Origin of the sequence: Bacillus sp. AM 13(2015), assembly GCF_001518755.1 — a bacterium.
In the GTDB taxonomy this organism is placed as follows: Bacteria; Bacillota; Bacilli; order Bacillales; family Bacillaceae; genus Bacillus; species Bacillus safensis.
The window spans coordinates 27,375-49,074 of sequence record NZ_LKCP01000030.1; the positions used below are offsets into that span (position 1 = coordinate 27,375).

The window sequence follows — 21,700 nt, forward strand, 5'->3', positions numbered from 1 at the left end:
CCCCTCCTTACTTCATCATCATGGTCAGGTTACCCGCAGTGATGATGACGGTAATGCTTAAAAAGAACATGAGCGACACAACTGCAAGTGCGGCAAATATATACAGCACACTTTTTGAAATGACATCAAGACAGCTGATGATGGGTCCGCCCCCTAACGGCTGAAGGATCGCGGCAGCAAGCTTATATATAAGGGCTAACGAAAGTACTTTAATCGCCGGGAAGGCGGCAATTGAAATCAAAATGGCGACCCCAACTAGTCCAACTGTATTTTTAAGTAAAACAGAGGCGCTGATCACGGTATCCGTCGCATCTGTAAACATTCTGCCTAGAACAGGGATGAAGTTACCGGTAATGAATTTGGCTGTACGAAGAGCGATTCCATCAGTAACCGCCGCAGATGCACCCTGAACGGAAATGACGCCGAGAAAAACGGTCAAAAAAACGGCAAGCCCGCCAATTGCCACATTTCTTAACAGCTGCGCAAGCTGGGTGACCTTGTATTGTTCGGTCAGCGTACTGACAATGCTCAATATCGCTGATAAAAAGATGAGCGGAAGAACGACATATTGAATGAAAACACCGCTAGTGTTCATTAAAAATAAAATAACAGGATGAAAGAATCCGGCTGAGACAAGCCCGCCTGATGAAGCAATAAGCGCTAGTAAAAGAGGAATAAGAGCAAGAATAAAACTGGTCATCGTTTGAATAGCTTCTGTGGCATAGGAAATCGCCACATGAAAGCTGTTGAGTGCAATAATAATCAGCACCATATAAACAAGAGCATATGCGACTTTGCTGACAGTGCTTTGTTCAAAGGCATTTTGCAAAAGCTGCAAAAGCGAACAAAAGATGGTGAGTAAAATGAGAGTACCTAGGAGCTTTCCGTTTGCAATGACCTCGTGAAATAGATAATGTACAAAGGCTTTCAGCCATGTTTCGGGAGACAGCTCTTTATCGCCGTCAATCATTTCCTTCACTGTGCCCTTTTGGCTTTCTGGCAAAAAGCCGCCATACTCGTCCAAAATGGTTTCCCAAAAGTCACTGATGGAATGAAGCTCAAGTGCATCAGCCTGTCCATTCGCCACTTCCTCTGCTGCTGGCTGTTCATTAGATAAAGGTTCTTTTTCTTCTGCACCTGCATGCGGAGCAAACAGCCAAAAGAAAAGCATTAATCCCATTACAGCGGTCACCCGTTTCATTGTCGTCACCTCTTTTCATTTACGTCATGGACGGGATCATCCCTAAGATCGTCTCAATGATGACTGTTAAAATCGGGACTGCCATAACCAAGATGAGAATCTTACCGCCTAGCTCTATTTTTGATGCAATGGCGCCCTGTCCAGCATCTTTTGTCAGCTGAGCGCCAAATTCTGCAATATAGGCAATGCCGATGATCTTCAATATGGTTTCAACATACTTCATATTGACGCCAGCACTTGCTGCAATTTTTTCAATCATTGAGATAATGGCATAGATTTGATCAATTAAATAAAGGAAAATCACACATCCAGTAAAAACGACAAGCATAAAGGCGAAGGTTGGCTTTTGTTCTTTGACGATTAATGCTAAAAAAGTAGCGATTAAACCAAGTCCAACAATTTGTATGATTTCGATTTGTAAGCCCTCCCCTATCCTTGAAATAGAAATACGGCTTTAATCTTTTTAAACAAATCATCTACAATGGTTGCCACCATAAACAAGATGTAGATAAACCCAAGCAGCGTCACCCACTGAGCGTACTCTTTCTTCCCCATTTGGTCTAAAATCGTATGGAGAAAGGCCACGACGATGCCTACTCCGGCAATTTGAAAAATGACGTTTACATCAACGCCCATGCTCTCGACTCCCTTCCTCTCACATCAATAAAAGAATCAGTAACAATCCGCTTAAAAATCCAAGGCTTCTGACCATTTTTTCATTTTTCTCTTGGGCGATTTCTGCTTCTTTCTCCTCTGATTCCAAATGGCCTAAAGCAAGCTTGATGTACTTTTGCTGAGAAGTGACATCATGCTGGCCAAGAGTTTCCCCAAAGTGCTTCAGCGCCTCATATTCGCCTTTTTTCAATACAGTCTTTTTCCAAACATCTTCAAGACTTTCGTTCCATGCATGACGTGCAGAAAAAGTCCCCACTTTCAGCTTTTCTGCAAATTGTTCAAACAGCTGATTCACTGGAGGACCTACCTGCGCTGCAATTTGCTCTGCAGCCCGCGCTAAAGGGGTTTGGCCATACATAATTTCAGCTTCAAGAGACTGGAGAGCAAAGCGCAGCTGCCGAATTTGTTTAGGTCTGTCGCTGTATCGTTTGGCAAACTCGAATCCTCCCCAAGTCGTGGCCGCGACAATGAAAATAGCGCCAATGAGCTTTAACATACGTCCACTCCCCGCCTCCATTTCATCTCTTGGCCGTCCCCGCCGTAAATCCGCCCGATCGTACCTGGTCCATTGTTTCGATTTAATTCAACATATCGTTCAAACACACGAAGCTCCCATAACGGCTTAAATGAAGGACGTTTATAAACATCTTCAAGTGAATAGCCATGAGCTGAGACGATGATGTTGACTCCAGCATGAATCGCTTCTAAAAGTGCCTCGACATCCTCACTTTTTCCGATTTCATCGACAATCATGACCTCTGGGCTCATAGACCGAATCATCATCATCAACCCTTCAGCCTTTGGACACGCATCGAGGACATCAATCCGGTGGCCAAAATGGTGCTGCGGCACCCCTCTGATACAACCGGCAATTTCAGAACGCTCATCAATAATGCCTGTTTTTCTAGGAGGAATTGTCTTTGTGCCTGTACTAGCAAGACGTGCTATATCCCGGAGCAATGTGGTTTTCCCCGTTTGCGGGGGACCGATGATCAGTGTATTGTGCCAATGCTCTTTATATAAATAAGGAAGAAAGGGAAGCGCAATCCCGATTTTTTCTTTCGAAATGCGGATATTAAATGAAGAGATATCTCTTAGCCCTTTGACAAATCCGTTTTCAACGATCACCTTTCCTGCAAGTCCTACCCGGTGTCCGCCAGATATGGTGATATAGCCCTGTTTTAGCTCTTCCTCAAGTGTGTACATGCTGTAATTGCTCAGCCTGCCTAATAGCTGAGACGCATCTTCCCAGGTGGTGTGATAAGAAAGGAAACGTGGTTTTCCTCCTTGCATCAGTTCAATAGGACGATCCGTGCGAATGCGGATTTCTTCTATTTGCGCCCATTCTGCCTCTTTCAGCAGTCTGAGTTCTTGTCCAATCGAGTGCGGGAGAATATCCAACAAACTCCGCAACGAATTCCCCTCCTTTTTTTCTTCTCTAAAATGTATGATGTGAGCCGTTAATTATGCCAAGCCGTTTCACTTATAGATCCCAACAAGAATAAACACGACACCAATGAAAATGAACACGAGCTTTGCATAGGATAACTGCCCTGCAATTTGATAGATTCCAATCGTCATCGTGATAATAAAAATGAGCGGTCCGATGATCGCCAATATACTATTGATGACCACTGCTTTCCGTACATCATTTGTGATTAAAATGAGGATGGCTGCCGTCAGTTCAATGGCGGCGGATAAGAACCTCATGCCTGCCATTGCAGCGACCGACGGGTGTATGCCTGGGAGCAATTGTTTCATATAGAACCTCCAGCTTTTTTTACACTATATGCTTGACCAGCTGGAAGTAGTCTTGTTTTTCAGGAAGGAAGAGAGATGAATGAGAGAATTGAGAGAAGGCCAGTCTTGAGGAGTCATTTTTCAATAAAAAAAGGCTGTAAACACGAGGTTTACAGCCTTTTTTCGTTCATTACGCTCTTGAAACGTATGAGCCGTCTGATGTATTAATCACTAGTTTATCTCCTTGGTTCACAAAGAAAGGAACGTTGACGATTAAACCAGTTTCAGTTTTTGCCGGTTTTGAACCGCCTGATGTTGTGTCACCTTTAATACCAGGCTCTGTTTCTACTACTTCTAGTTCTACTGTGTTTGGAAGTTCTACTCCAAGTGTTTCAGCACCGTACATCACGATTTGAACAGACATATTTTCAAGCAAATATTTCAGCTCATCTTTAATTTGTGCTTCACTTAGTTCAAGCTGCTCATAAGAACTTGTATCCATGAAGACATGCTGATCGCCATTAGCATACAAGTATTGCATTGTTTTTGTTTCGATTTGAGCTTTCGCTACTTTTTCGCCTGCGCGGAATGTTTTTTCTTGAATGGCACCAGTACGCAGGTTACGCAGTTTCGAACGAACAAACGCTGCGCCTTTCCCTGGTTTTACGTGCTGGAAATCCACTACTCGCCAAATACCGCCGTCCACTTCAATTGTCAGGCCAGTACGAAAATCGTTTACTGAAATCATTTTGTCATCCTCCTACATTTCACCATCATAATATGATAAGTTCTTTCGGTGAGTGGGTCAATCGTTTATTGCCGTCAGCTGTCAGGACAATATCATCCTCAATTCTCACGCCGCCGACATCTGGCAAGTAAATCCCCGGCTCAACTGTGACGACCATTCCCTCTTCTAAAACGACCTCTGATCGTGAGGAAAGGCCTGGCGCTTCATGTACTTCCATACCTAGGCCGTGCCCGGTTGAATGCCCGAAGTATTGACCATAGCCGTACTTTTCAATGATGTCTCGTGTGATGCGATCAGCTTCTTTTCCTGTTAAGCCTGGCTTGATTCTATCCACACCAGCGTTTTCTGCTTCTAATACGATATGATAAATTTCCTTTAGCTTGTCGCTTGGTGTTCCGACAGCAATCGTTCTTGTCATATCAGAACAATAGCCTTTATAGTAAGCACCGAAATCGAGTGTCACTAAATCACCAGATTCAATTACCTTTTCACTCGCTCTTCCGTGCGGCAGGCTTGAACGAACACCAGAGGCAACAATCATATCGAATGAAGATCCTTCGGCACCTTCTTTTCTCATGAAAAATTCAAGCTCGTTCATGACAGCAATTTCCGTCAGGCCCGGCTTGATGTAAGTGAGAATATGATCAAAGGCGTGATCTGCAATCTTCGCAGCTTCCTCTAATATCTTAATCTCTTCACTAGACTTAATCAAGCGCAACTTTTCAACTGATTCAGAGACTGGAACAAGCTCTATATCACCTGCTTTGGCTGCGTACTGCTGATATGTGGCAAATGTCATATGGTTTTGTTCAAACCCAAGGCGTTTTACTCCAAATTCCTTCGCCGTTTGGGCAGCCGTTTCCACAATGTTTCCTTTGTGTTCAATGATGTCATAACCTTTGACTTGGTCCTTCGCTTGCTCTGTATAGCGGAAGTCCGTGATAAAAGCTGCCCGATCCTTTGAAACAACTGCAAGGCCGGCAGATCCGGTAAAGCTGGTCATGTACTGTAAATTAAAGCTGCTCGTAATGACAAGGCCATCGATCTCTAATTCACTTAAAAGTGTTCTTAGTTTTTCAAGTTTCATGATACTGCTCCCCCTTCACTGACTAAATAACGAATCGCCAATTTATACCCTTCTAAGCCAAGACCAACGATTTGCCCTTGGCATACTGGAGCAAGTACAGAATGATGGCGGAATTCCTCTCTCTTATGAACATTTGAGATATGTACTTCAATGACAGATAAAGAAATACTTGCAATGGCATCTCTCAGCGCATAGCTGTAGTGGGTAAATGCACCCGGGTTAAACACGACTCCATCGTACTGATCTTCTGCTTCGTGGAGCGCATCAATCAAATCCCCTTCGTGATTCGATTGAAAGAACGTTAATTGAATGTTTGCTCGTTCTGCAAACTGGAACAAATCTGTCTCTAAATCTGTCAGCGTCTTACTTCCATAAACAGCAGGCTCTCTTTTGCCAAGCCTATTTAAATTGGGTCCATTCAGTACAAGAAAATGAGGCATATGACCACTCCTTCACCCTAATTCAATCTATATTGAGATCTGTTTCTTTTTCCTTAGAAACCTTTCGTTTCCAAAAATATTTTATCATATGAATAGGTGATTTACACTTTATTCTGTCTTTTTCCCGAGTGCCCTCGCAAGCTTTTGACTCGTCAATTCATTATATTCAAACGAAATGCTGTACCCGACAAACATGCCATATAAAATATATAGGCAAAATGTCGTTACAATGGTGCTTTGCTGCAAGTCATGTACTTGCTTTACATCTGGGAAAATGGGATTAAATACGTAAAAAACGAGCAGCCATAAAAGCCCGCCATAAACCAGACCCATCCAAAAGCCTTTGATCCTTTTTAAAAGCCCATAATAAATAAAGGCGGCTCCAATCGATAAAATTCCTAACAGCATAATACTTATAAAAGTACCAAGTCCTCCCTTTTTCCACTCTCCAAGCACAAATGGCTGAAGCAGCATGTTAGGACTCACCTCTGAAAAATGGAACACATGGGTCAGAAACCCGATAAAGCCCCAAAAAACACCGCCTACAAAGCCTGTAGCAGCTGCTCTTGCCACAAGTGATGTCGTTTGCACGGACTGATTTTTTTCTTCTTGGTTTTTCTTTTCATCACGTTTCATTTGTGAACACCTCCAGCAAGTAGTATGTCCAAAATGTCATGAAAAAAAAGGATTTCCATGCGTGAGTGTAAAATTTTTAAAACAGGGTATACTGGCTAAAAAGAGGTAGATAGAATTCTAGTAGATAATCGACCTGTGCGCTAGTGATTTCCCCTCAAATCCTGTACAATAAAGGTATAAGGAAATGCATGTAAATTACAGGAAACAGGCAGGTTGATGAAATATGTCCAATCAAACAAAACCTCCAGCTTATGGAGGGCAGGCAGTTGTCGAAGGTGTCATGTTCGGAGGTAAGAAGAACTATGTGACAGCGATTCGGCGAAAGGACCAGTCCATTGAGTTTTTGAAGCTTCCCCGGACCTCCAATAAACGAACCGCCTTTCTCAAGAAAATCCCCTTTGTCAGGGGTGTTGCTGCACTTGTTGAAGCAAGCGCAAACGGCAGTAAGCACTTAAACTTCTCCAGTGAGCGATATGACTTAGATCCTTCTGAAGATCATACTCTTGAAAAAGAACAAAAAGGCTCAAAATTATCCATGATTTTCGGCATTGCTGTGATCGGAGTTCTCTCTCTTCTCTTTAGTAAATTTGTCTTTACCCTGGTACCTGTCTTTTTAGCAGAGCTTGTGCGTCCCATCTTTTCAGGGAATTTCGCACAAATCGCAGTGGAAACATTCTTTAAATTGGTCCTTTTATTAGGCTATATTTACTTTATTTCCATGACCCCTTTAATTAAAAGAGTATTTCAATATCATGGGGCAGAACATAAAGTCATAAACTGCTATGAACAGAACCTTGACATCACAGTGGAAAATGTCCAAAAGCAATCCCGTCTGCATTATCGATGCGGCAGCAGCTTTATTTTATTCACTGTCATTGTTGGAATGTTCGTCTATTTACTCGTACCGACAGATCCTTTATGGGTGAGAGTTCTGAACCGCTTGGCGCTCATTCCGGTTGTTCTGGGCATTTCATTTGAAGTGCTTCAGCTCACGAACAAACTCCGAGAAGTGCCTGTACTTAAAGTGCTTGGCTATCCTGGCCTTTGGCTGCAATTGCTTACAACAAAAGAACCTTCTGACGATCAAGTCGAGGTAGCCATTGCAAGTTTTAATGAACTTCTTCGTTTAGAGGAAGCATCTCTAAAACAAGCGTCAGATTCTGCTCATCAAGTGATCTAACTTATAAATCCGGTAAATTCCTTCGGAGGTGGACAGTTATGAATCGCCGAGTACATCCTGCTTTTACCATTATTTTCGCTTTAGGTGTTTTGGGATTTGTGTACTTACTCACAACGAACCCAGGCAGACTTTTTACAATGCTGCTGTCTGTTGTGATCATTGGAGCGGCCCTATTTTTCCTATTTAGATGGCTGATGAATCGAAGAACTGGAACAGAAGGCAATCTTTATCGCAAAGCAGTCAAACAATCAAAACGTCGCTACCAGCAGCCTAAACCAAAAACGAAAAGCCAGATGAAAAATCGGGTCACTCATTTGCGAAGCGTGCCGACTGACCACAAGTCTAAGCCCGTCCTTCTCAAAAAGAAAAGCCAAACACATTTGACTGTGATTGAAGGCAAGAAAAACAAAAAGAAGAATCGCGCCTTATTTTAAAATGTCCAGCTTTTTAAAAATTGCTCGGCCTTCTGTCTGCCTAGATCGACGAGCGCCTTTTTCTTTTCTGTCATGAGTTGAAAATCAGTGGCAATGACGTGTTCTACAGGAATAAAAATAATATGACGTTCGTGTTTTGTGGCGATATGTCTTTCGTCATGAGCACCACGCATCGTTTCAAAAAGAGCGCCAAACAGTTCAAACGCATTGCGGATGGAGTGTTGTGGGCGTTCTTTTTCGTTTGGCGTTAATGTGACACCGACGAATGGTCTTTTTTTCTCTTCAGCAAACAGCCAAATTGGAAAATTGCTAAGCACTCCTCCATCTACAATGGTACAAATGCCTTTTGAAGACTTCAGTTTGACAGGTTCGAAAAAATAAGGCAGGCTGCAGCTCATTCGAATGGCCCTTGCCACGGAAAACCGCTCTGGATTTAGGCCATATGAAGGAAGGTCGTCTGGCAGTACGAGGATTTTTCCATTCGTTAAATCGGACGCAACAATTTTCAGCGAATCTTTTTTGAGGTCTCCAAACACGGTGACCCCTTTTCGTTTTAGCACATCAGTCAGCCATTTTTCCAGCCGGTCTCCTTTATAAAGACCAAGACGCCAGTAAATGGATACCCACCTAAGCATTTTAAACGGGATGAATTGACATCTTCTATCAAGCAATTGATGCTCATCCATTTCATCTAAAAGCTCCCGAATTTCCTGGCTTGTAAAACCTGCTGCGATGAGTGAAGCAATGATTGCTCCAGCACTTGTACCAGCAAGACGGACAAATTGAAATCCTCTCGCTTCAAGCGCTTCATAGGCACCAGCAAGCGCTGCCCCCTTAATGCCTCCACCTGAGAACACACCATCTATCTTCATCAAGGAGCCCCCTTTGATTTCACGCTAATAATAGTGTAGGAGCATTTGCTTTCAATTAGAACTTTAATCAAAAAGGACACCCATGCTAAGGGTGTCCTTTTTGATTAAGATTCTTGATTTGTTTGTTCGTTTTTCTTTTGAATCGCTTTCAGCTGAACAGATCGCTCATCGTTTTCTTCAAAAAATTGAACGAGATCGCCGATGCGGTCAATGCTATTCCAGCTGAGATGATGTTCAATGCCTTCTACATCATCATAAATTTTCTCTTCATCTACACCAATGATTCTTAAAAATTGCTCCAGCAGTTCATGTCTGTATACGAGACGTTTTCCAATTTTTTTGCCTTTCGGGGTTAAAATTAGACCACGATACTTCTCATAAATGAGGTATTCATCTTTATCTAGCTTCTGAACCATTTTTGTTACAGAGGAGGGATGGACAGCGAGTGCTTCTGCAATATCAGAGACTCTGGCATATCCTTTTTCTTCTATCAGCATATAAATTTGTTCAATGTAATCTTCCATACTAGGTGTAGTCATAAAACCCCTCCATAATGCACCTTTACTTAATAATCAACCCAATTCTACACCATCGTTCATTAAAAAACAAGGAGTGTCCATCGTCTTAACGCTTGTAATTCCAATCATCTGAGGCATATTTCGTTTTGGCGAGATGATGGACAAACGCTAATTCTTCATCTGTCAGCTCATAAGGTTCAAGCTCAATATTTAATCCTTTTTCAAATCCTCTTTTAAACGCAACACGCGCATCGTCTATCGTACAAGTTCGGTCTGAGATTTCATTGATGGCAACCGCTTTGTTTTTAAAGCTTCGCTGCATCCGCTCTCTTACCCGGTCGTTAGGATAAAGGAACAAATCGAATAATTTATCCTCATCAAGGTCAATTAAAATAGATCCATGCTGGAGGATGACACCTTTTTGTCTCGTCTGAGCACTGCCGGCTACCTTTCTGCCTTCTACAACAAGCTCGTACCAAGAAGGGGCATCAAAGCATACAGAAGATCTTGGGTTCTTTAAGCTTTCCTTTTCTTTATCTGTACGAGGAATGGCAAAATACGCATCGAGTCCCAGCTCTTTAAAGCCTTCTAAAATGCCTTCTGAAATGACACGGTACGCCTCTGTCACCGTTGCTGGCATTTCTGGATGTTCCTCTGACACAATCACGCTGTAGGTCAGCTCCTGGTCATGTAGTACTCCTCGTCCTCCGGTTGGTCTGCGGACAAATCCAAGACCATAGCGCTTGACAGCTTCTAGGTTGATTTCTTTTTCAACGTTCTGAAAATACCCAACAGATAATGTCGCCGGATCCCATCCATAAAAGCGGATAACAGGCGGAATGAGCTTCTCACTATGCCAATAAAGCAAGGCTTCGTCCATTGCCATGTTAAAGGCAGGGTCTTGGTTTCCTGAATCAATGAAACACCATTTCTCTTTTTGCATATAAAATCCCTTCTCTTTTACGTAGTCAATGTTAGATGATGGTGGTGACCACCGGTTTTCTCTCTTCATCAGTCTATCAAATAGGAACGGAATTGAAAATAATTCTTACCATTTATGATGACAAGTTTCTTATGCTTTACTATAATAGTATTTGTCTAAAACGTACCATCAGACAGGCTACTGTGCTGATGCTCAAGAAGGAGTCGAGTTGTATTGTCAATGTTCAACTATATCGTCCTCTCACTTTGTGGACTTTTTGTTCTTTATTCCATCGGCAGCTACATTTATCAGCAGCGCATTATGAAAACGCTGACGGAAGCAGAATTTATTAAAGGTTACCGCAAAGCCCAGCTCATTGATGTGAGAGAGCCAAATGAGTTTGAAGGCGGACATATTTTAGGGGCAAGAAATATCCCTCTTTCCCAACTAAAGCAGCGCAAAAATGAAATACGTCCTGACAAGCCTGTTTATCTCTATTGTCAAAATAATTTCAGAAGTGGAAAAGCAGCCCAAACTTTACGTAAAAATGGCTGCCGTGAGATTTATAATTTAAAAGGCGGCTTTAAAAAATGGGGCGGCCGCATTAAAACGAAGAACTAACAAAAAAGACTCTGGGAGCATGATTCCCCCTGAGTCTTTTTTCTTTATTTTCTTTCAAAAACGAGAACGGGATTCCGAGCGGCCTTTGTTTCGTCCATACGTTTCACGACGGTTGTATGCGGCGCTTCCTGCACCACTTCAGGATTCTCTTCTGCTTCTTTCGCAATTTGAATCATTGCTTCGATGAATGCATCAAGCGTTTCTTTTGATTCTGTTTCGGTCGGTTCAATCATGATACATTCCTCTACATTGAGCGGGAAGTAGATCGTTGGCGGATGGTAGCCGAAATCAAGTAATCGTTTGGCAATATCCAGTGTCCGCACACCTAATTTTTTCTGACGTTTACCTGAAAGGACAAATTCATGCTTACAGTGACGATCAAACGGCAAATCATAATGAGCACTTAAGCGGCGCATCATATAGTTCGCATTTAACACGGCATTATCGGTTACAGCCTTTAAGCCGTCTGGCCCCATAGAGCGGATGTACGCATAGGCTCTGACGTTAATGCCAAAGTTGCCATAGAATGGCTTCACGCGCCCGATTGATTCCGGACGGTCATATTCAAAGTAAAAACGACCTTCCTTCTTTACAAGCACCGGCTTTGGCAAATACGGAATTAAATCTTTTTTAACGCCAACTGGACCTGAACCAGGACCTCCGCCTCCGTGTGGGCCTGTAAAGGTTTTATGAAGATTTAAGTGGACAACATCAAATCCCATATCTCCTGGTCTTGCTCTACTTAAAACCGCATTCAAGTTGGCTCCGTCATAATAAAGTTTACCGCCAGCTCCATGAACGATTTCAGCCATTTCTAAAATATTTTCTTCAAAGAGGCCAAGTGTATTCGGGTTTGTAAGCATTAAAGCAGCTGTTTCTTCATTAACAACGCGGCGTAAATCTTCTAAATCAACAAGCCCGTTTTCATCAGATGCGACAGTAATGGTTTCAAATCCAGCGACTGTCGCAGATGCCGGGTTCGTTCCATGAGCAGAATCAGGCACAATGACTTTTGTACGCTGATGATCTCCTCTTGCTTCATGGTACGCACGGATCATCATGAGTCCCGTCCACTCGCCATGTGCTCCTGCCGCAGGCTGTAATGTCACAGCGTCCATCCCCGTAATTTCTTCAAGATGTTCACCTAGATCGTATAGTAATTCCAATGCACCTTGTACAGTGTCTGCCTCCTGTAGTGGATGGACCTGCGAGAAACCTGCAAGGCGTGCAACCTTTTCATTAATCTTTGGATTATATTTCATCGTACAAGAGCCAAGAGGATAAAATCCAGAATCGACCCCATGATTGCGTCTTGATAATGCTGTATAATGACGCATAATATCAAGCTCAGATACTTCAGGAAGCTCAGCATCCTCATCACGGATGTACGTCTCATCAAATAAAGACGGGATCTCCTGTTCAGGTACATCTAAATCAGGCAGGCTGTACCCAATTCTTCCTTCTTTAGATAATTCAAAAATAAGCGGCTGATCTTGTTTATTCATGGCGATCCCCCAATTCCTTGATAAACGTATCAATTTCTTCTTTTGTTCTCAGCTCTGTCACGGCTACAAGCATGTGCTGCTGAAGCTCTGGGTAGTCTAGCCCTAAGTCGTAGCCGCCGATGATTCCTTTTTCAAGCAATCGTTTATTGGCTTCTTTCACAGGCTCCTGTAACTTGATCACAAATTCATTAAAATGAGCCCCTTCTACATCCGCCTGCAGTCCATATTTTTCTGCCTGCGTCTTGGCATAATGGGCTTTTTGCACGTTTTGATAGGCGATGTCTTTTATGCCTGTTTTTCCTAGTGCCGTCATGGCAACAGAAGCAGCTAACGCATTTAATGCTTGGTTCGAACAAATATTTGACGTCGCTTTATCTCTTCGAATGTGCTGCTCACGCGCTTGAAGAGTCAGGACAAATCCACGAACACCATTTTCATCTTCTGTCTGCCCGACTAATCGACCTGGCACTTTTCTCATCAACTTTTTCGTCACAGCAAAATATCCGCAGTGAGGTCCGCCAAATGCCGCCGGGATACCGAACGGCTGCGCATCACCAACGACAATGTCTGCCCCAAGTTTTCCAGGCGGCGTCAATAGCCCGAGTGCGAGGGGATTGCTAGAGACAATGAACAGGCTTTTTCCTTTATGTGCAATGGGTTCAATGTCTTTTAACGGCTCGACGACACCAAAAAAGTTTGGATATTGCACGAGAACTGCTGCTGTATCATCGCAGACGGCCTTTTCCAATGCAGCTAAATCTGTCTGCCCTTTTTTCGCAGGCACTTCAACAACTTCTATGTTTTGTCCTTTGGCGTATGTTTTCAGCACTGCTCTTGATTCAGGGTGAACCGTTTCAGAAACCACCACTTTTTTCTTCTTTGTGTGTCCCGCAGCAAGCATTGCCGCTTCTGCTAGTGCCGTCCCGCCATCATACATCGAGGAGTTGGCAAGATCCATACCAGTCAGCTCAGCAATCATTGTTTGAAATTCAAAGATCGCTTGCAATTCACCTTGCGAAATCTCCGGCTGATAAGGTGTATACGCTGTATAAAATTCAGAGCGTGAGATGACATGATCGACAATGACAGGCTGGTAATGATCATATACACCAGCACCAAGAAACGATGCATAGGAAACTGTATCCTTATTCTTTGCAGCTAGCCGGGATAATTCCCTGACAAGCGCTGTTTCAGATGCGGCTTCTTTGATGTTGTATGCTCCTTTGAATCTCACCTTCTCTGGGATATCTGAAAAAAGCTCATCAATCGACTGAACGCCGATGACATCCAGCATTTCTTTTTGATCTTGCTCTGTTTGCGGCAAATACCTGTGCTTCATCCTCTATTCCCCCTCGTTATTTGGTTCTTTTATAAAATGGTGTTGTGATGATTTTGGCTTTTAGACGCTTTTTGCGAACCTGTACTTCCACCTCTGCCCCAAGCTCCGCTTCTGAGGTTTCGATCAAAGCAAGCCCGACATTTTTCTTTAATGTTGGGGATTGAGTGCCCGTTGTGACAAACCCAACCTGCTTTTCTCCTGAAAAGACTGGATAATCTGTACGCGGAATCCCTTTTTCAATCATTTCAATGCCGACAAGCTTTCGCTTCAGTCCCTCTTCTTTTTGTTTTTTAAGAGCTGTTTTTCCGATAAAATCAGCTTCTTTATCCGTTTTGACAGCAAAACCAATTCCGCCTTCTAATGGCGAAATATCCTTTGTCAGCTCCTGGCCATAAAGCGGAAGCCTTGCTTCAAATCTCAAGGTATCACGTGCACCGAGTCCGCACGGTATTAATCCTTTTGGCTGCCCCGCTTCTAATAAAGCGGACCAAAGGTGGACCGCATCTTCTGACTGGCAGTAGATTTCAAAGCCATCTTCCCCTGTGTAGCCTGTTCTGGAAACGAGCACTTCTTTATTTGCGACCTCAGCTTTTGATAAAAACGTAAATGGTTTAAGCGATGTCACCTCTTCATCCGCCACCTCTTTGATGATGTCAGCTGCAAGAGGTCCTTGAAGCGCTAGCAAGGCGGTTTGATCAGATATATTTTTGATCAATACATCATCCTTCTCTTGGTGCTTCAAAAGCCAATCCACGTCTTTATCGATATTTGATGCGTTGATGACAAGTAAATAGTGGTTCTTTTCTTTTTGGTAGACGAGCAGGTCATCTACCGTTCCGCCATCTTCATAACACATGGCTGTATATAGTGCCTTACCGTCTGTCAGCTTAGACACATCATTGGTTAATAACCTTTGTAAAAAAGGAAGGGCATCTTGACCTTTGACGTCCACCTCACCCATGTGAGACACATCAAAAAGCCCTGCTTTTGTTCGAACAGCTTCATGTTCTTCTTTAATGGAAGAAAATTGGACAGGTAATTCCCAGCCCCCGAAGTCAATGGTTTTTGCGCCAAACGTTTCATACGCATGAAAAAGCGGTGTTCGTTTCAACATCAATCGTTTCCCCCTTTTTTTAGTGCAAATGCAAGCTGAATTTTCAGAAAAAAATCACAGCAAAAAAGGACAGAGCGCTCCCTTTTATCAAAAAGAAGTCTCTGTCCTTGCACCTGAAAGTTTACAGCACAACATCATTGTGCGTTTTCCCCTTTGGTGGTTTGCTAAAACGATCAGCAAACACTCTCCAGAGTTGCGTCCGGTAAGAGTACTTTTGCCTGAGAGATTCACTGAATCATTCAGCTTGCTCCTTCGGCGCCTGCCAGTGCAAAATAACCGCCAAGTCTCTCCCCATACCATCATCCGCTCATATTTTTCACATTTATTGGACATACTATCAAAATGGGTGACTTATTTTCTAGATCACTTATCAACATCCTACCATTAGAAATGGATGGAGAGCAACAGAAAAATCATTAACATTTTTAAAATAACCTTTCGATATCGTTCGCTTTTATTCATATATCTAGTCTTTTAGAGACCTCTTAAAAAATGAAGCGTTTAAAAACAGAACAATTTATCAGATCCTACTAGAAAGGCAGGCGACCACATTGAATATTCAAACGATTTTTGATCAGGAATGGGCAAATGAATTTCAGCAGCGGCTTTCATCAGACGGCCCCTGGGCAAACTGGGATATGTATCGATTAGCGACGCAGGTTCAAAAAGTCACAGCCATTGATTCATTCGAGGGGCTGCAAGCTCCTGCGCACCTGCCTGCATTCACACCTTTACAGCACCAGCTCGAAGTAGCCAGAAGAGTCGTAGAAGAAATGAATGGGAAAGCCATTCTAGCAGATGAAGTGGGACTGGGTAAAACCGTAGAAGCAGGACTCATTATCAAAGAATACATGATTCGTGGACTTGCCAAAAAAATTCTTATTCTTGTCCCCGCCTCCCTTGTATCTCAGTGGGTACAGGAGCTGCGGACGAAATTTTATATTGATGCTGTTGAACAAAAAAAGAGCTATGTGTGGGAGCAGTGCGACGTTGTCGTTTCTTCCATTGACACAGCCAAAAGACAGCCGCATCGAGACACGATTTTATCGATTGCCTACGATATGGTCATTATCGATGAAGCACACAAACTGAAAAACAATAAAACGAAAAACTATGAATTTGTGAGAAACCTGAATAAGAAGTTCTGTCTACTGCTGACAGCGACACCTATTCAAAACCGGATCGGAGAAATATTTAATCTCGTTTCCCTTCTGAAGCCGGGCCACCTAGGAAATGAACATCAATTTAAAGATATCTTTGCCAAAAAGGACTTGCAGCTTGAAGACCATGACCGATTAAAACAGCTCGTCAATAAAGTGATGATTCGAAACCGAAGACAAGACACAGGCATCGAGTGGACAAAACGACATGTCAAAACGATTTCCATTGATTTTTCTCCGACAGAACAAGCATTGTATGATGAAATCTGCAAGCTGAAAGAGAATCCGTCTTATACAAAGCATATGTTTTCCATTATGACCTTGGAACGAGAATGCTGTTCAAGCCGTGAGGCAGTTTATATGACGATTAAAAAAATGCAGGAAGAAGAAAAGCATATTCTCGGCTCTTCTGCTATAGCGCAAATCATGGAGAAAATCAATCAAGTGGAGCAAAACTCAAAGGCGCTTGAAGTGGTCAAACTCATTCAACAGTTAAATGAAAAAGTCATTATTTTCACCGAATACCGCGCAACACAAATTTATTTACAATGGTTTCTACAGCAAAATGGCATTAGCTCCGTGCCATTTCGTGGCGGCTTTAAGCGGGGTAAAAAAGATTGGATGAAAGATTTATTTAGAGAACGGGCGCAAGTGTTAATTGCTACAGAAGCTGGCGGCGAAGGGATCAACCTTCAGTTTTGTAATCAAATCATTAACTACGACCTCCCGTGGAACCCGATGCGTTTAGAACAGAGAATCGGACGTATCCACCGCCTTGGCCAAGAACGAGATGTCCACATTTACAATATGGCAACAAACGGAACAGTTGAAGAGCATATTTTAAAGCTTTTATATGAAAAAATTCAGCTGTTCGAAAACGTCATAGGCGATTTAGATGATATTTTAACGAGAATTGATATTGAAGAAGTCGAAACAGAGTTGCATCAAATTCTCTTCCAGCATGAATCTGATGGAGACATGAAAAAGAAATTAACCCAATTTGCTTCTTATTTAACTGAAGCACAAACACCACTTTTAGAAAAGAGACAGCAGGGCTCATAAAGGAGAGTTGATCAATGGAGCAGCATGACATTCACACCTTTCTTCTCCGTTTTTTCAAGGCGAATCAATGCAGCATATTAGAAGAAAGTGCAGGACATATGACCGTACAGCTGACAATCGAAATGGATAAATTGATTATGAACCGTCCTTTTTATTGGCACTGGCTTGAAAAAACTGGCGGTGTACCTGATCCGCGGCAATTGACTTTCATCACAGATCAAAAAAAAGCGGGTGATACGGTCAGTGGTGAATTCATCCATTTCGGCTCCCCCCGGTTATTTCAAATATTTGAGGCGGTCAAACAACAGGGCCGTTTTATCCGGCTTTATGAACGAGTCAGCCCGCTCACGAACAATCAAATCGCACTTGAGCCATGGCTTGGTCTCAATGTAAAAATTTCTTACCTTGCAGACCGGAAGAAGGATAAGCTTTTATCATTAGGACTCCATCTTATACGCGGAGAAGTCATTGAACAATTTCAAGAAAAGCTGGAAGCTCGTGAGCTGTCGTCTCAAATTCCCGATTATTGTTTTACGATGAGTACAATGATTAAGCCAGAAAGCGGAATCAAACGGCTCTACAGCCTTATGGAGCGTTATGCCCATGAGGAGCCGGACGACTGGGCAGTGCGAGCCGTTCAAAAATGGAAAGAAGACTCCGAACTTTTAAACCAATTTTATGAAGGGACTTCAGACACATCTGTAGAATATGAAATAGAAAGGCAAGCACTCAAAACTTTATACGAACCAAAAATCAGTCTTACGATTGAAAATGGCGGACTTTTTTACTTACAGCAAAAAAGAGGAGGTTGACCCATAGTCCCCTCCCCTTTTATGTGACTTACAATTTTCGATCAGTCTAAAGCTAAGTTTGTCTGTTTGTATTGGGCGGAAACATGACGCAAGCAAACTATGAGGTCTTACCACCTATGTCTTTCCATTTCATGCGTTAAGTGCCTGAAATACATGATTCAGTATTTTAGGAGGGTATTTGTATGGAAAAGAAAACGAACAAATTAGACAGTGAATGGGTTCAATTATTACGTGAAGCTCGCAAGGCAGGACTAACAGTTGAAGAAGTCCGTCATTTCCTCAAATCAAATGAAAAGTCCTCTGAGTCTCCCCCTCTGGTAAGAAGTCATTCTATCAAACCTTTCTGAATGTGCTATAATATCGAAAGGAAGGTGATGACATTGATTGGCCAGCGTATTAAACAATACCGCAATGAAAAAGGCTACTCACTATCAGAACTGGCCGAAAAGGCTGGGGTAGCGAAGTCTTATTTAAGCTCAATAGAAAGAAACTTGCAAACAAACCCCTCCATTCAATTTCTTGAAAAAGTCTCCGCTGTTCTGGACGTCTCGGTTCATACACTTTTAAACGAAAAAGATGAAACCGAATACGATGGTCAATTAGATAGTGAATGGGAAAAACTAGTTCGAGATGCAATGACATCAGGGGTTTCGAAAAAGCAATTTCGTGAATTTTTAGATTATCAAATCTGGAGAAAAAAGCAAGAAGAGGAGTAAAGCGCACGTTTTAGCGCATACTCCTCCAATTGCTATGCAGATCTTGATATCAGCCTAAAGACTGGCTTTATTTTTTATCTTCGCTGTGTGCTTTTTCGTTTTCTTTCACGTAGCCTTTTTCATCCGTATGCTTTTTTGGATTGATCGTTAAACCATTCCACTGAGTCGCTTCGAAGGAAAGATCAATTTGAATCGCATCGCCTTGGTATTTATTTTGGATATAGTGACCAGCTTTATCCTTCGTCTGGTCATTGATAAATTCAATGGTCATTTCCACTTTATCGTAATCAAACGGATTCTTTGGAATGCCGTCATACTCTGGAGCCACTGTTCCATCAACAGTTGCTACATTAATTTTCCCACTTTCATGTAAAAACTTCTCATCGACGGCATGACGAAGCTTTTCAAATGCGGTCTGATCCTGTTTTGACGTTAATTGATGCAAGTCAAGCAGGTTTGCATGGTCTAAAATAATGTTTTTCGGATAACCATTTCCACCTTCGGCTCCAACCGTCAGAACACTCACCTGAAACTGACTGAGAAATTCTTCAGCTGTATTCTTACCGCCATTCTTCGCGGAAGATCCATCTGTAAACTGGCTATAATCAAGACTCATCAGCACTTGGTTTATCGCTAGTGATCCCTTATTATCAAAATGAAATTCTTTCTTGATCCGATCACCAGGTTTTAAGTTCGAAAGGTTGATGGCGCCGGAGTTCTCTTTAGCTGATAAATCCAGCTCTCCCGTCGAGTAGACCGCATTTGCCTTTTCAAAATCATTAAACGCCGCCCATGTTCCCCCGCCGATTAATGCAAGACCTAAAGCCCCTGATAATACACCTAAACGAATTGATTTCTTCATTGCCATGAATAATAAACCCCCTAATATTTTGTTTTATTGAAACCTGATTAGGTTACAAACGATTTAAGCTTGTTCCTCTGACATATGTACATCAGCCGTGTGTCTACGGTGTTTCGCTGCGCCCACAAAATGAATGGTTGAATAAACAAGCAGCATGACACCCGGTATAATAAGGAGCAAAGCAGTTCCAGCTGATGTCCCTGCATACGAAAGAAGCTTTCCTGCATAAGGAATGTTCACTCCCATATACTGCGCAGTCACCTGATCCGCTTTTACCAGCGTGCCGTCCTGATACATATTATTGTCACCCTTCGTCTCAAACGCTTTATTTGCATCCTTTCCTTTCACCCCAACAATTCGGTGGGTCACAAAGGACTGATCCTGCTTTGTTTGGAACGTAATAATATCTCCTTTTTTGAGCGTCTCAGGTGAGGCGACCTGCTTTACAACAATCAGTGACCCAGCTGAAAATTCTGGTTCCATCGAACCTGATAATACTTGCTTCAATTGATAACCGAAAATCTGAGGTTCTCCTCCTGTTGTTCTTGATGACAACACGACAATAATTGAGGCTATCATCACCGTGAACACCACCACATAAAGAATACTTCCAGACATCTTCATCCATTTTTTCATGATCCCTTCTCCCCTTCGCCTATCATTTCTCGATTTAAAAGACAGCTCCATTTAGGACGCCTTTTCTTGACACTTTGAGAGCACCATCTGTTTAGACCAAAAGTACGCCTGATCAGATGCGCCAAATCCTTTAGGATAAAAGATTTTAAATGCATAGATTCCATTTGTTTTTGCTTTATCTGTCGTGACAGTCGCTGTTTCTTGCGACAATAGGGACTTTATGGAGCCCTTTTCAAGAATATGACCATCTTGTAATGGCTCCTGACCATTTCCCACTTTATGTAATTCCCACTTCCATTCAGAGTACGCAATAGGCTGTCCACTATTTTTTAGTGTCATGCTCAGCCTTTGAGGTGCGCAGACTGTTCCTTCGATCATCGTTTGATCGACAAGCTCCAATTGACTTCGATCCCATTTTTTAGGCTGACAATGCTGATCTGTCTGTTCAAAGTTTTCACATGTTTTCATTACAAAATTTTTGTGCTCGACATCGTTAAAAGAGGCATTCGTGGGTGTCATGAGGAAAGATGTCAACATCAAACAAATGGCACAAAAAAGGACAAAGAGCGACTGTTTCATTAATCCCTTCAACTCCTTGAACGGTTGTTCTTTAAAAAGAACGATTATATACAGTATAAGGAAATACCTATAAAACCCAAAACGTCAAATTAGTTCATTTTGTTCTTAAACAAGAACCATTGCGAGAAAATTCTTCCATTTTCTCATTCTTTCGCCATATTCAATATTTTTTTGTGTGACATTTGTACTTCTTAAAACTTACATAAAAATGTAGGATTTGGTCAGGATATGAAGAGGTGAGGTGATGTTAAGTGAAATATGGAAAAATCATAATCATGCTCAGTTTACTGCTGAGTCCTATGATGCTAGACGTCAAACCTGTGGATGCGAGAGGTTTGACTGCCGCCGCAGACCAATGGGAAACGCGAGCAGTCAAAGAAGCCAAAAAAAGATACCCGCTAACGCAAGTCTTATTTAAACAAAAAGTATGGGACCGCCACCGCGATAAGGAATCTGTAAAACAGTATCATATTACGTTAAAAGACCATACAAAGGAATTTGGGGTGTTTGTCACCATTTCCTATAATCCTTACTCAAATAAGGTGAATAAAGTGATTGTTGTGGAGGAATACAACTAAAATGGCATAAAAAAACCGCCTGCTGGCGGCTTTTTACTTTCGTCGATGTCGCTGACGTTTTTTAAGCATCATGGAGAAGCCAAACGGCAGAACCCCAAATAATCGCTGTGAAAACGGCGGTTTTGTTTCCATTTTTTCTTGTTTGTGTTCCTTCCGTTCGTCTCGTGGTGTATTCATATATTTAATGATTTCCTGCGTCATATATTTTACATAGTCATTTGTTTTCAAGCAAATTCACCTCTTCTTCCTTCAAGTGTTACCAG

At 42.3% G+C, this 21,700-nt stretch carries 28 protein-coding genes and 2 riboswitches; of the genes, 8 read left to right on the forward strand and 20 right to left on the reverse strand.

The window, feature by feature from the left end; all coding sequences use genetic code 11:
- Window positions 1–7: 7 nt before the first annotated feature.
- The 10 genes from spoIIIAE to AOQ70_RS03535 form a co-directional block, all read right to left on the reverse strand.
- On the reverse strand, window positions 8–1,201 hold the full coding sequence (gene spoIIIAE, locus AOQ70_RS03490) for a stage III sporulation protein AE (protein WP_059374872.1): 1,194 nt from the start codon (window positions 1,199–1,201) through the stop codon (window positions 8–10).
- A gap of 19 nt (window positions 1,202–1,220) precedes the next feature.
- Complete coding sequence (gene spoIIIAD, locus AOQ70_RS03495) at window positions 1,221–1,634, reverse strand: stage III sporulation protein AD (RefSeq protein WP_087978339.1); 414 nt, start codon at window positions 1,632–1,634, stop codon at window positions 1,221–1,223.
- Entirely contained in the window at window positions 1,631–1,837 is a 207-nt protein-coding gene (spoIIIAC, locus tag AOQ70_RS03500) for a stage III sporulation protein AC (RefSeq protein WP_003153142.1), read from the reverse strand. The genes spoIIIAD and spoIIIAC overlap by 4 nt, the downstream gene beginning before the upstream one ends.
- 19 nt (window positions 1,838–1,856) lie before the next feature.
- Window positions 1,857–2,372, reverse strand: a complete 516-nt coding sequence (gene spoIIIAB, locus AOQ70_RS03505) for a stage III sporulation protein SpoIIIAB (RefSeq protein WP_059374873.1) — start codon at window positions 2,370–2,372, stop codon at window positions 1,857–1,859.
- Window positions 2,366–3,289: a stage III sporulation protein AA gene (spoIIIAA, locus tag AOQ70_RS03510; protein ID WP_059374875.1), complete on the reverse strand. Its 924-nt coding sequence runs from the start codon at window positions 3,287–3,289 to the stop codon at window positions 2,366–2,368. Before spoIIIAA ends, spoIIIAB begins: the two co-directional genes overlap by 7 nt.
- A 66-nt stretch (window positions 3,290–3,355) precedes the next feature.
- Window positions 3,356–3,637, reverse strand: coding sequence for a YqhV family protein (locus AOQ70_RS03515; protein ID WP_059374876.1), 282 nt, complete (start codon window positions 3,635–3,637; stop codon window positions 3,356–3,358).
- Window positions 3,638–3,806: 169 nt separating this feature from the next.
- Complete coding sequence (gene efp / locus AOQ70_RS03520; RefSeq protein ID WP_024422954.1) at window positions 3,807–4,364, reverse strand: elongation factor P; 558 nt, start codon at window positions 4,362–4,364, stop codon at window positions 3,807–3,809.
- A gap of 25 nt (window positions 4,365–4,389) precedes the next feature.
- Entirely contained in the window at window positions 4,390–5,454 is a 1,065-nt protein-coding gene (locus tag AOQ70_RS03525; RefSeq protein WP_172881306.1) for a M24 family metallopeptidase, read from the reverse strand.
- Entirely contained in the window at window positions 5,448–5,891 is a 444-nt protein-coding gene (gene aroQ, locus AOQ70_RS03530) for a type II 3-dehydroquinate dehydratase (RefSeq protein WP_034280247.1), read from the reverse strand. Before aroQ ends, AOQ70_RS03525 begins: the two co-directional genes overlap by 7 nt.
- 108 nt (window positions 5,892–5,999) lie before the next feature.
- Window positions 6,000–6,527 carry a YqhR family membrane protein gene (locus AOQ70_RS03535; RefSeq protein WP_059374877.1) on the reverse strand — a complete coding sequence of 176 codons (528 nt, stop codon included), beginning with the start codon at window positions 6,525–6,527 and terminating at the stop codon, window positions 6,000–6,002.
- Window positions 6,528–6,750: 223 nt separating this feature from the next.
- Here AOQ70_RS03535 and AOQ70_RS03540 point away from each other — a divergent pair, with 223 nt between their 5' ends.
- Together AOQ70_RS03540 and AOQ70_RS03545 are read left to right on the forward strand one after the other, a co-directional pair.
- A complete protein-coding gene (locus AOQ70_RS03540) occupies window positions 6,751–7,707 on the forward strand; it encodes a DUF1385 domain-containing protein (RefSeq protein WP_039179902.1) in 957 nt (318 codons plus the stop codon).
- Window positions 7,708–7,745: 38 nt separating this feature from the next.
- Window positions 7,746–8,141 (forward strand): SA1362 family protein, encoded by a 396-nt coding sequence (locus AOQ70_RS03545; protein WP_039179905.1) that lies wholly within the window; start codon window positions 7,746–7,748, stop codon window positions 8,139–8,141.
- On the opposite strand, the gene AOQ70_RS03550 is transcribed toward AOQ70_RS03545, so the two are convergent.
- From AOQ70_RS03550 to AOQ70_RS03560, 3 genes are all read right to left on the reverse strand, one after another.
- The gene (locus AOQ70_RS03550; protein WP_047202281.1) at window positions 8,138–9,013 is read right to left on the reverse strand and encodes a patatin-like phospholipase family protein; all 876 of its coding nucleotides are present in this window, start codon (window positions 9,011–9,013) and stop codon (window positions 8,138–8,140) included. The two genes, AOQ70_RS03545 and AOQ70_RS03550, sit on opposite strands and share 4 nt — an antisense overlap.
- Before the next feature lie 104 nt (window positions 9,014–9,117).
- On the reverse strand, window positions 9,118–9,552 hold the full coding sequence (mntR, locus tag AOQ70_RS03555; protein ID WP_003215946.1) for a transcriptional regulator MntR: 435 nt from the start codon (window positions 9,550–9,552) through the stop codon (window positions 9,118–9,120).
- A gap of 85 nt (window positions 9,553–9,637) precedes the next feature.
- Window positions 9,638–10,474 carry a lipoate--protein ligase family protein gene (locus AOQ70_RS03560; RefSeq protein ID WP_039179911.1) on the reverse strand — a complete coding sequence of 279 codons (837 nt, stop codon included), beginning with the start codon at window positions 10,472–10,474 and terminating at the stop codon, window positions 9,638–9,640.
- A 219-nt stretch (window positions 10,475–10,693) separates the two neighbouring features.
- Here AOQ70_RS03560 and AOQ70_RS03565 point away from each other — a divergent pair, with 219 nt between their 5' ends.
- The gene (locus tag AOQ70_RS03565) at window positions 10,694–11,074 is read left to right on the forward strand and encodes a rhodanese-like domain-containing protein (RefSeq protein ID WP_039183198.1); all 381 of its coding nucleotides are present in this window, start codon (window positions 10,694–10,696) and stop codon (window positions 11,072–11,074) included.
- Window positions 11,075–11,118: 44 nt separating this feature from the next.
- Here AOQ70_RS03565 and gcvPB read toward each other — a convergent pair whose 3' ends face one another.
- From gcvPB to gcvT, 3 genes are read right to left on the reverse strand one after another with little or no spacing between them, the layout of a single operon-like run.
- Window positions 11,119–12,579 (reverse strand): aminomethyl-transferring glycine dehydrogenase subunit GcvPB, encoded by a 1,461-nt coding sequence (gcvPB, locus tag AOQ70_RS03570; protein WP_047202283.1) that lies wholly within the window; start codon window positions 12,577–12,579, stop codon window positions 11,119–11,121.
- The gene (gcvPA, locus tag AOQ70_RS03575; protein WP_024427996.1) at window positions 12,572–13,918 is read right to left on the reverse strand and encodes an aminomethyl-transferring glycine dehydrogenase subunit GcvPA; all 1,347 of its coding nucleotides are present in this window, start codon (window positions 13,916–13,918) and stop codon (window positions 12,572–12,574) included. The genes gcvPB and gcvPA overlap by 8 nt, the downstream gene beginning before the upstream one ends.
- Window positions 13,919–13,934: 16 nt before the next feature.
- The gene (gene gcvT, locus AOQ70_RS03580) at window positions 13,935–15,032 is read right to left on the reverse strand and encodes a glycine cleavage system aminomethyltransferase GcvT (RefSeq protein WP_059374878.1); all 1,098 of its coding nucleotides are present in this window, start codon (window positions 15,030–15,032) and stop codon (window positions 13,935–13,937) included.
- Window positions 15,033–15,131: 99 nt separating this feature from the next.
- Window positions 15,132–15,225, reverse strand: a riboswitch (glycine riboswitch).
- A 3-nt stretch (window positions 15,226–15,228) separates the two neighbouring features.
- Window positions 15,229–15,335: riboswitch (glycine riboswitch) on the reverse strand.
- A gap of 248 nt (window positions 15,336–15,583) precedes the next feature.
- Between gcvT and AOQ70_RS03585 the strand changes: the two genes are divergently transcribed.
- The 4 genes from AOQ70_RS03585 (at window position 15,584) to sinR (ending at window position 18,782) form a co-directional block, all read left to right on the forward strand.
- Window positions 15,584–17,254, forward strand: coding sequence for a DEAD/DEAH box helicase (locus AOQ70_RS03585; protein WP_058839090.1), 1,671 nt, complete (start codon window positions 15,584–15,586; stop codon window positions 17,252–17,254).
- Between the two features lie 14 nt (window positions 17,255–17,268).
- Window positions 17,269–18,066 carry a YqhG family protein gene (locus AOQ70_RS03590; protein ID WP_059374879.1) on the forward strand — a complete coding sequence of 266 codons (798 nt, stop codon included), beginning with the start codon at window positions 17,269–17,271 and terminating at the stop codon, window positions 18,064–18,066.
- 182 nt (window positions 18,067–18,248) lie between these two features.
- Window positions 18,249–18,413, forward strand: a complete 165-nt coding sequence (locus AOQ70_RS19085) for an anti-repressor SinI family protein (protein ID WP_073206269.1) — start codon at window positions 18,249–18,251, stop codon at window positions 18,411–18,413.
- Between the two features lie 33 nt (window positions 18,414–18,446).
- Window positions 18,447–18,782 carry a transcriptional regulator SinR gene (sinR, locus tag AOQ70_RS03595; RefSeq protein WP_024422969.1) on the forward strand — a complete coding sequence of 112 codons (336 nt, stop codon included), beginning with the start codon at window positions 18,447–18,449 and terminating at the stop codon, window positions 18,780–18,782.
- Window positions 18,783–18,849: 67 nt separating this feature from the next.
- On the opposite strand, the gene tasA is transcribed toward sinR, so the two are convergent.
- Genes tasA through tapA form a run of 3 tightly spaced genes read right to left on the reverse strand, consistent with a single transcriptional unit; the run spans window position 18,850 to window position 20,859 of the window.
- The gene (gene tasA / locus AOQ70_RS03600; RefSeq protein WP_039179929.1) at window positions 18,850–19,650 is read right to left on the reverse strand and encodes a biofilm matrix protein TasA; all 801 of its coding nucleotides are present in this window, start codon (window positions 19,648–19,650) and stop codon (window positions 18,850–18,852) included.
- Window positions 19,651–19,707: 57 nt separating this feature from the next.
- Entirely contained in the window at window positions 19,708–20,280 is a 573-nt protein-coding gene (gene sipW, locus AOQ70_RS03605; protein ID WP_047202287.1) for a signal peptidase I SipW, read from the reverse strand.
- Between the two features lie 51 nt (window positions 20,281–20,331).
- Window positions 20,332–20,859, reverse strand: a complete 528-nt coding sequence (tapA, locus tag AOQ70_RS03610) for an amyloid fiber anchoring/assembly protein TapA (protein WP_059374880.1) — start codon at window positions 20,857–20,859, stop codon at window positions 20,332–20,334.
- Window positions 20,860–21,158: 299 nt separating this feature from the next.
- On the opposite strand from tapA, the gene AOQ70_RS03615 reads away from it, so the two are divergent.
- Complete coding sequence (locus tag AOQ70_RS03615; protein ID WP_231120214.1) at window positions 21,159–21,437, forward strand: DUF3889 domain-containing protein; 279 nt, start codon at window positions 21,159–21,161, stop codon at window positions 21,435–21,437.
- A gap of 33 nt (window positions 21,438–21,470) precedes the next feature.
- Here the strand turns inward: AOQ70_RS03615 and AOQ70_RS03620 are convergent, their stop codons facing one another.
- Complete coding sequence (locus tag AOQ70_RS03620; RefSeq protein WP_024718846.1) at window positions 21,471–21,665, reverse strand: YqzE family protein; 195 nt, start codon at window positions 21,663–21,665, stop codon at window positions 21,471–21,473.
- Window positions 21,666–21,700: the final 35 nt, after the last annotated feature.

What these genes read in the sequence shown, in the direction of transcription:
- AOQ70_RS03550 (WP_047202281.1), bottom strand. Translation starts at nt 9,013, where the DNA reads ATGAAGATAGATGGTGTGTTCTCAGGTGGAGGCATTAAGGGGGCAGCG.
- AOQ70_RS03590 (WP_059374879.1), top strand. Translation starts at nt 17,269, where the DNA reads ATGGAGCAGCATGACATTCACACCTTTCTTCTCCGTTTTTTCAAGGCG.
- AOQ70_RS19085 (WP_073206269.1), top strand. Translation starts at nt 18,249, where the DNA reads ATGGAAAAGAAAACGAACAAATTAGACAGTGAATGGGTTCAATTATTA.
- spoIIIAC (WP_003153142.1), bottom strand. Translation starts at nt 1,837, where the DNA reads ATGGGCGTTGATGTAAACGTCATTTTTCAAATTGCCGGAGTAGGCATC.
- AOQ70_RS03535 (WP_059374877.1), bottom strand. Translation starts at nt 6,527, where the DNA reads ATGAAACGTGATGAAAAGAAAAACCAAGAAGAAAAAAATCAGTCCGTG.
- AOQ70_RS03540 (WP_039179902.1), top strand. Translation starts at nt 6,751, where the DNA reads ATGTCCAATCAAACAAAACCTCCAGCTTATGGAGGGCAGGCAGTTGTC.
- AOQ70_RS03515 (WP_059374876.1), bottom strand. Translation starts at nt 3,637, where the DNA reads ATGAAACAATTGCTCCCAGGCATACACCCGTCGGTCGCTGCAATGGCA.
- gcvPB (WP_047202283.1), bottom strand. Translation starts at nt 12,579, where the DNA reads ATGAATAAACAAGATCAGCCGCTTATTTTTGAATTATCTAAAGAAGGA.
- spoIIIAE (WP_059374872.1), bottom strand. Translation starts at nt 1,201, where the DNA reads ATGAAACGGGTGACCGCTGTAATGGGATTAATGCTTTTCTTTTGGCTG.
- aroQ (WP_034280247.1), bottom strand. Translation starts at nt 5,891, where the DNA reads ATGCCTCATTTTCTTGTACTGAATGGACCCAATTTAAATAGGCTTGGC.
- tasA (WP_039179929.1), bottom strand. Translation starts at nt 19,650, where the DNA reads ATGGCAATGAAGAAATCAATTCGTTTAGGTGTATTATCAGGGGCTTTA.
- AOQ70_RS03560 (WP_039179911.1), bottom strand. Translation starts at nt 10,474, where the DNA reads ATGCAAAAAGAGAAATGGTGTTTCATTGATTCAGGAAACCAAGACCCT.
- sipW (WP_047202287.1), bottom strand. Translation starts at nt 20,280, where the DNA reads ATGAAAAAATGGATGAAGATGTCTGGAAGTATTCTTTATGTGGTGGTG.
- AOQ70_RS03565 (WP_039183198.1), top strand. Translation starts at nt 10,694, where the DNA reads ATGTTCAACTATATCGTCCTCTCACTTTGTGGACTTTTTGTTCTTTAT.
- gcvT (WP_059374878.1), bottom strand. Translation starts at nt 15,032, where the DNA reads ATGTTGAAACGAACACCGCTTTTTCATGCGTATGAAACGTTTGGCGCA.
- AOQ70_RS03615 (WP_231120214.1), top strand. Translation starts at nt 21,159, where the DNA reads ATGATGCTAGACGTCAAACCTGTGGATGCGAGAGGTTTGACTGCCGCC.
- mntR (WP_003215946.1), bottom strand. Translation starts at nt 9,552, where the DNA reads ATGACTACACCTAGTATGGAAGATTACATTGAACAAATTTATATGCTG.
- spoIIIAB (WP_059374873.1), bottom strand. Translation starts at nt 2,372, where the DNA reads ATGTTAAAGCTCATTGGCGCTATTTTCATTGTCGCGGCCACGACTTGG.
- efp (WP_024422954.1), bottom strand. Translation starts at nt 4,364, where the DNA reads ATGATTTCAGTAAACGATTTTCGTACTGGCCTGACAATTGAAGTGGAC.
- AOQ70_RS03545 (WP_039179905.1), top strand. Translation starts at nt 7,746, where the DNA reads ATGAATCGCCGAGTACATCCTGCTTTTACCATTATTTTCGCTTTAGGT.
- tapA (WP_059374880.1), bottom strand. Translation starts at nt 20,859, where the DNA reads ATGAAACAGTCGCTCTTTGTCCTTTTTTGTGCCATTTGTTTGATGTTG.
- gcvPA (WP_024427996.1), bottom strand. Translation starts at nt 13,918, where the DNA reads ATGAAGCACAGGTATTTGCCGCAAACAGAGCAAGATCAAAAAGAAATG.